Origin of the sequence: Dietzia sp. E1, assembly GCF_014145015.1 — a bacterium.
GTDB classification, from domain to species: domain Bacteria; phylum Actinomycetota; class Actinomycetes; order Mycobacteriales; family Mycobacteriaceae; genus Dietzia; species Dietzia cinnamea_A.
Window position 1 is genome coordinate 1 of record NZ_JAALDU010000164.1, and the last position, 4,462, is coordinate 4,462.

The following is a 4,462-nucleotide window of genomic DNA, read 5'->3' on the forward strand; positions in this document are numbered from 1 at the left end:
GGCCTTGCGCTCGAGCCTGCTCAACTCGGCGCGCAGGCCCATGTACTCGTCGAGGTCGGCGTCTCCCCCGGCCTCCTCGAGTGAGGCGCGCATCCGGTCACGCTCGTCGGAGCGGCGCTCGATGGCGCGGGACCGCGACACCAGCGTGCGGTCGGTCTGGAACTGGGCGAACGACCGTCCGATGAGGGTCGTGGCCTCTTCCACCCCGAGCTGCTCGACGAGGTTCACGGCCATCGAGTAGTCGGGCGTGAAAGCGCTGTGCAGCGGGAACCGCGGCGTGTCGACGAGCGCGGCGAGCGCGTCCAGGTCCAGGTCGGGCTGGTCCAGCACCACTGCCGTGCCCTTGGTGTCGATGCCGCGCCTGCCGGCCCGCCCGGTGATCTGCGAGTACTCGGCGGACGTGAGCATCATGTGCGTGTCGCCGTTGAACTTGGTCGTCTTCTCGAGCACCACGGCACGGGCCGGCATGTGGATCCCCAGCGCCAGCGTCTCGGTGGCGAAGACCACCTTGATCAACCCGGCCGAGAACAACTCCTCGACGATCGTGCGGAACAGCGGCAGCATCCCCGCGTGGTGGGCGGCGAGCCCGTTGACCAGCCCGGCGCGGAACGCGGCGAAGTCGAGCGCGTCCAGGTCGGGCTGCGGGACCTGCGCGACCGCGGAGTCGACGTGCGAGGCGATGCGCCGGGCCTCCTCACCGGTCGTGAGGCGCAGCCGGGCCCGGCGCATCTGCGCGACCGCGCCGTCGCAGCCCGCGCGGGAGAACACGAAGTAGATGGCGGGCAGGAGGTGCTCGTCGTCGAGCCGCTCGATGACGTCCTGACGGCGGGCCCACTGCGCGCGCGGGCGGGAGGCCATCCGTTCGTCGTGGTACCCGGACCGGGCCCGCCGGCGCTGGTCGGCGGCGGCGCGGACGGGGACGAGATCGCCGTCCGTGTAGAGCATGTGGGCCAGCGGCACGGGCCGGTGCTCGGAGAGCACGACGGCGGTGTCGCCGCGGATCTCGGTGATCCAGTCCCCCAGCTCGTCGGTGTTGCTCAGCGTCGCGGACAGCCCGACCAGCAGGACGGCCGGGTCGAGGGTGAGGATGATCTCCTCCCACACCACGCCCCGCGAGCGGTCGCCGAGGTAGTGGATCTCGTCCATGACCACGCAGTCGAGGTCATGCAGTGCCGACGAGGCGCTGTAGATCATGTTGCGCAGCACCTCGGTGGTCATCACGACGATGGGCGCGTCGGCGTCGATCGAGTGATCACCGGTAAGCAGGCCGACGTTCTCGGGGCCGAATCGCTCGCGGAACTGCCGGAACTTCTGGTTGCTCAGTGCCTTGACCGGCGTGGTGTAGAAGCAGCGTCCCCCGCCGGCGAGGGCGCGGTAGGCCGCGTACTCGCCGACCAGGGTCTTGCCGGACCCCGTCGGCGCGGACACGAGCAGGTTCCGGCCGGCGTCCAGGGCTGCGAAGGCCTCGAGCTGGAACGGATCGGGCGCGAAGCCCTCGCCGGAGAGGAAGCCCTCCAGCAGGTCGTCGGGGTGCGTCTCGTCAGGTGATGTCGTCATAGATCGAACCGTCGCCCGCCGGGGCCTGGAGCGGTCGGGTGTCGCCGGGCGCGCGGGTACCGGATACGCCGGCGCCGGCGGAGGGGATGGGTGGGGTCAGTGGCTCGGGGCGTTCGAGCGGGCCTGCGCCGCCGAGGCCGTCGGCGGGGGCGAGCGGGGACGCGGACTCGTCGTCCACCTCGAGCCAGTCCTCGCGGGACTTCTTTCTGCGCTTGTCGTGCAGCCGGGCGAACTGGATGGCCGCCTCGACCAGGATGCACACGGCCACCGCGAGCGCGAGCATGGAGAACGGGTCCTGGCCGGGTGAGGCGACGGCGGCGAACACGAAGATGCCCATGATGATGCCGCGACGCGACCGGGCCAGCGTCTCGTAGCTCACGACACCGGCCACGTTGAGCATGGCGATGAGCAGCGGGATCTCGAAGCTCACGCCGAAGATGAGGATGAGCTGGATGAGGAACGTGAAGTACTGCGAGCCGGACAGGGCCGTGGTCTGGACGTTGTCGCCGATCGAGAGCAGGAACTCCAACGCGTGGACGATCACGACGTACGCCAGGACCGCGCCGCCGATGAACAGGACGGCGGCCAGGATCGTGAAGACGATGCCGTAGCGCTTCTCGTTCTTGTGCAGGCCGGGCGTGATGAACGCCCACAGCTGGTACAGCCAGATCGGGCTGGCCAGGACGATGCCGGCGGTGGCGGCGACCTTGAGGCGGAGCATGAACTGCTCGAACGGCCCCGTGGCGAGAAGGCGGCACTCGTCGCCGGCGTCGCCCAGCTGGAGGCGGGCCCCGGGCGGGATGTCGCAGTAGGGGCCGGTGAGGATGCCGCCGAGCGACGGCACGCCCAGGACCCCGGTGCCGTACCACCAGAAGCCGAACCCGAGGGTCACCACGATCGCCGCCACCGAGATGAGCAGGCGGGTCCGAAGCTCGTAGATGTGCTCGATGAGCGGCATGGTGCCGTCGGGGTTACGCGGCCTGCGGCGTCGCTTGGACAGCAGGCGACCGGCGCCGCCCTGACGGGTGGCGCCGGTGTCCGTGGTCCCGGTCTGTGTCATGGACGAGGCGGCCTACTGCCCCTGCTGGCCCTGGCCGCCGTGGTACGGGGCGGTGGGGTCGGTGAACTGCTGCTGACCCTGCTGGGGGGCCGGCTGCTGGTACGGCTGCTGCGGAGCCTGCGGGTACCCCTGGGCCGGGGACTGCCCCTGCTGCTGCCCCTGCGCCTGGTACTGCTGCGAAGGATGTGCCTGGTACTGCTGCGGAGCCTGCGGCTGGTACTGGTTCGCCTGTGGCTGCGCGTACTGGGCGGGGTTCGCCTGACCCTGGGTGAGCGCCTGCGGCTCCTGGTCCTCGGCCGGCTTGTCGTCGTTCTGCATCTCCTTGATCTCGGACTTGAAGATGCGCATCGACCGTCCGAGGCCGCGGGCGGCGTCCGGGAGCTTCTTCGAACCGAAGAGCAGGAGCACCACCGCGAGGACGATGAGCCAGTGCCAGATGCTCAACGCACCCATGTCAACCTCCGTTTGTCTGACAACGTTTCCATGCTAGCGCACCCGCCGCCGGCGACGACACCTCGCAGACCCAGGAAACCCCCCGTGACCTCGTCGTTCACCGGGAATTCACGCGCTGGTCGCCAGAGTCGTCGCCCGTCTCGTAGACGGCCAGGCCCTCAGCGGCACGGCGGGCGACCTCGGCGGCGAGCCCGGGGTCCGCGGGACGCACGACATCGGCGTGCCCGAGCAGGAAGCGGAGCAGCCACGCACGGTCGTGATAGGCGATCTCGACGTCAAGATCGCCGTCGGGGCGGCGGACCACCGTGTGGAAGCGGAACTCGTCGAGGAACCACGCCGCGGCTGCCGGGACACGGGCGGCCTCCAGGCGGACGTCCCCCTCGCCGTCGTCCTGTGGCTCCGGGCCGAGCGCGCGGCGCGGTCCCACCTCCTCCACCCCGCTCATCCGATCCGTGCGGAAGGTCCGCCACTGCCCGGACGAACGGTCCACGCCGTGGAGGTAGGAGTGACCGTCGGCGACGGACAGGCGGGCCGGGTCCACGACGCGTGTGGTGGAGGTGTCGGAGCTGGCCGAGTGGTAGACGAAGCGCAGCGCCCGGCCGTCGTGCACCGCGGTCCGCACCACGTCCGCGTCGGAGTCCGCCGACTCGCGGCGCGCGTCGGCGGCGGTGACGCGGGCGTCGGAGCCGGTGGCCGCGCGCAGCGTCGTGAGCAGGTCGCGCAGCGCGGTCTGGTCGATCACCTCGGGCTGGCCGAGGAAGACGGCCAGACCGGTCTCCAGGGTGACCGCCTCGGCGGCGGTGAGGCGCACGGGGCGGTCGATGCCGGCGGTGAACGTCACCTCGACCATCTCGGCGTCGTCGAGGTCCTCCGAGGAGAAGGCCAGATCGATGAGATCACCGGGGCCGTAGCCGGGCAGGCCGCAGGACCACAGCTGCCACAGGGCGTCGCGGAGCTGCTTCTCGCTCATGCCGAGGTCGCGGGCGGCGTCGGCCACGCGGACGGGACCGCGGGTGTGGAAGTACGGGACCACGCTGAGCAGCGTCGCGAGCGGGACGGAGCGGGGACTCATCGGACGGCCTCCTCGGCGGCGCTGAGGATCGACACGACGCGCACCCGCAGCTCCGCCGGCTCGAGGGCGACGGCGTCGGGACCCTGGGCGGCCACCAGCGCGGACAACTCGCCCAGCGGCGCGGCGAGTCCGAGGTCGGCGCCCGACCTGCCGAAGCGCCGTGCGGGCGTGGCGGACCGGGCCATCGCGCGCAACTCGGCGGCGCGCCCGTCGGCCACCCATACGGTGGCCTCGAGCAGCGGGTTGAGGCGGGAGACGGCGTCGTCGAGCAGCGCCAGGACCTGCTCGGTGGGCGGCACGGGGACGGTCCGGGTCGCGCG

Annotated in this window: 4 protein-coding genes and 1 pseudogene; all 5 read right to left on the minus strand. The window is 71.5% G+C overall.

The features are described 5' to 3' along the window. The coding region (locus G6030_RS06815; protein ID WP_182642621.1) for a DEAD/DEAH box helicase at nucleotides 1-1,557 on the minus strand (1,557 nt) is incomplete at its 3' end. Continuing rightward, nucleotides 1,541-2,515 carry a twin-arginine translocase subunit TatC gene (gene tatC / locus G6030_RS06820; protein WP_241724220.1) on the minus strand — a complete coding sequence of 325 codons (975 nt, stop codon included), beginning with the start codon at nucleotides 2,513-2,515 and terminating at the stop codon, nucleotides 1,541-1,543. The genes tatC and G6030_RS06815, both read right to left, overlap by 17 nt. 114 nt (nucleotides 2,516-2,629) lie before the next feature. Then, entirely contained in the window at nucleotides 2,630-3,070 is a 441-nt protein-coding gene (tatA, locus tag G6030_RS06825; protein ID WP_182642623.1) for a Sec-independent protein translocase subunit TatA, read from the minus strand. A 97-nt stretch (nucleotides 3,071-3,167) separates the two neighbouring features. Then, nucleotides 3,168-4,142: a WYL domain-containing protein gene (locus tag G6030_RS06830; protein WP_131885967.1), complete on the minus strand. Its 975-nt coding sequence runs from the start codon at nucleotides 4,140-4,142 to the stop codon at nucleotides 3,168-3,170. Then, nucleotides 4,139-4,462, minus strand: a pseudogene (locus tag G6030_RS06835) (WYL domain-containing protein); the annotation flags it as partial. The pseudogene G6030_RS06835 and the gene G6030_RS06830, both read right to left, overlap by 4 nt.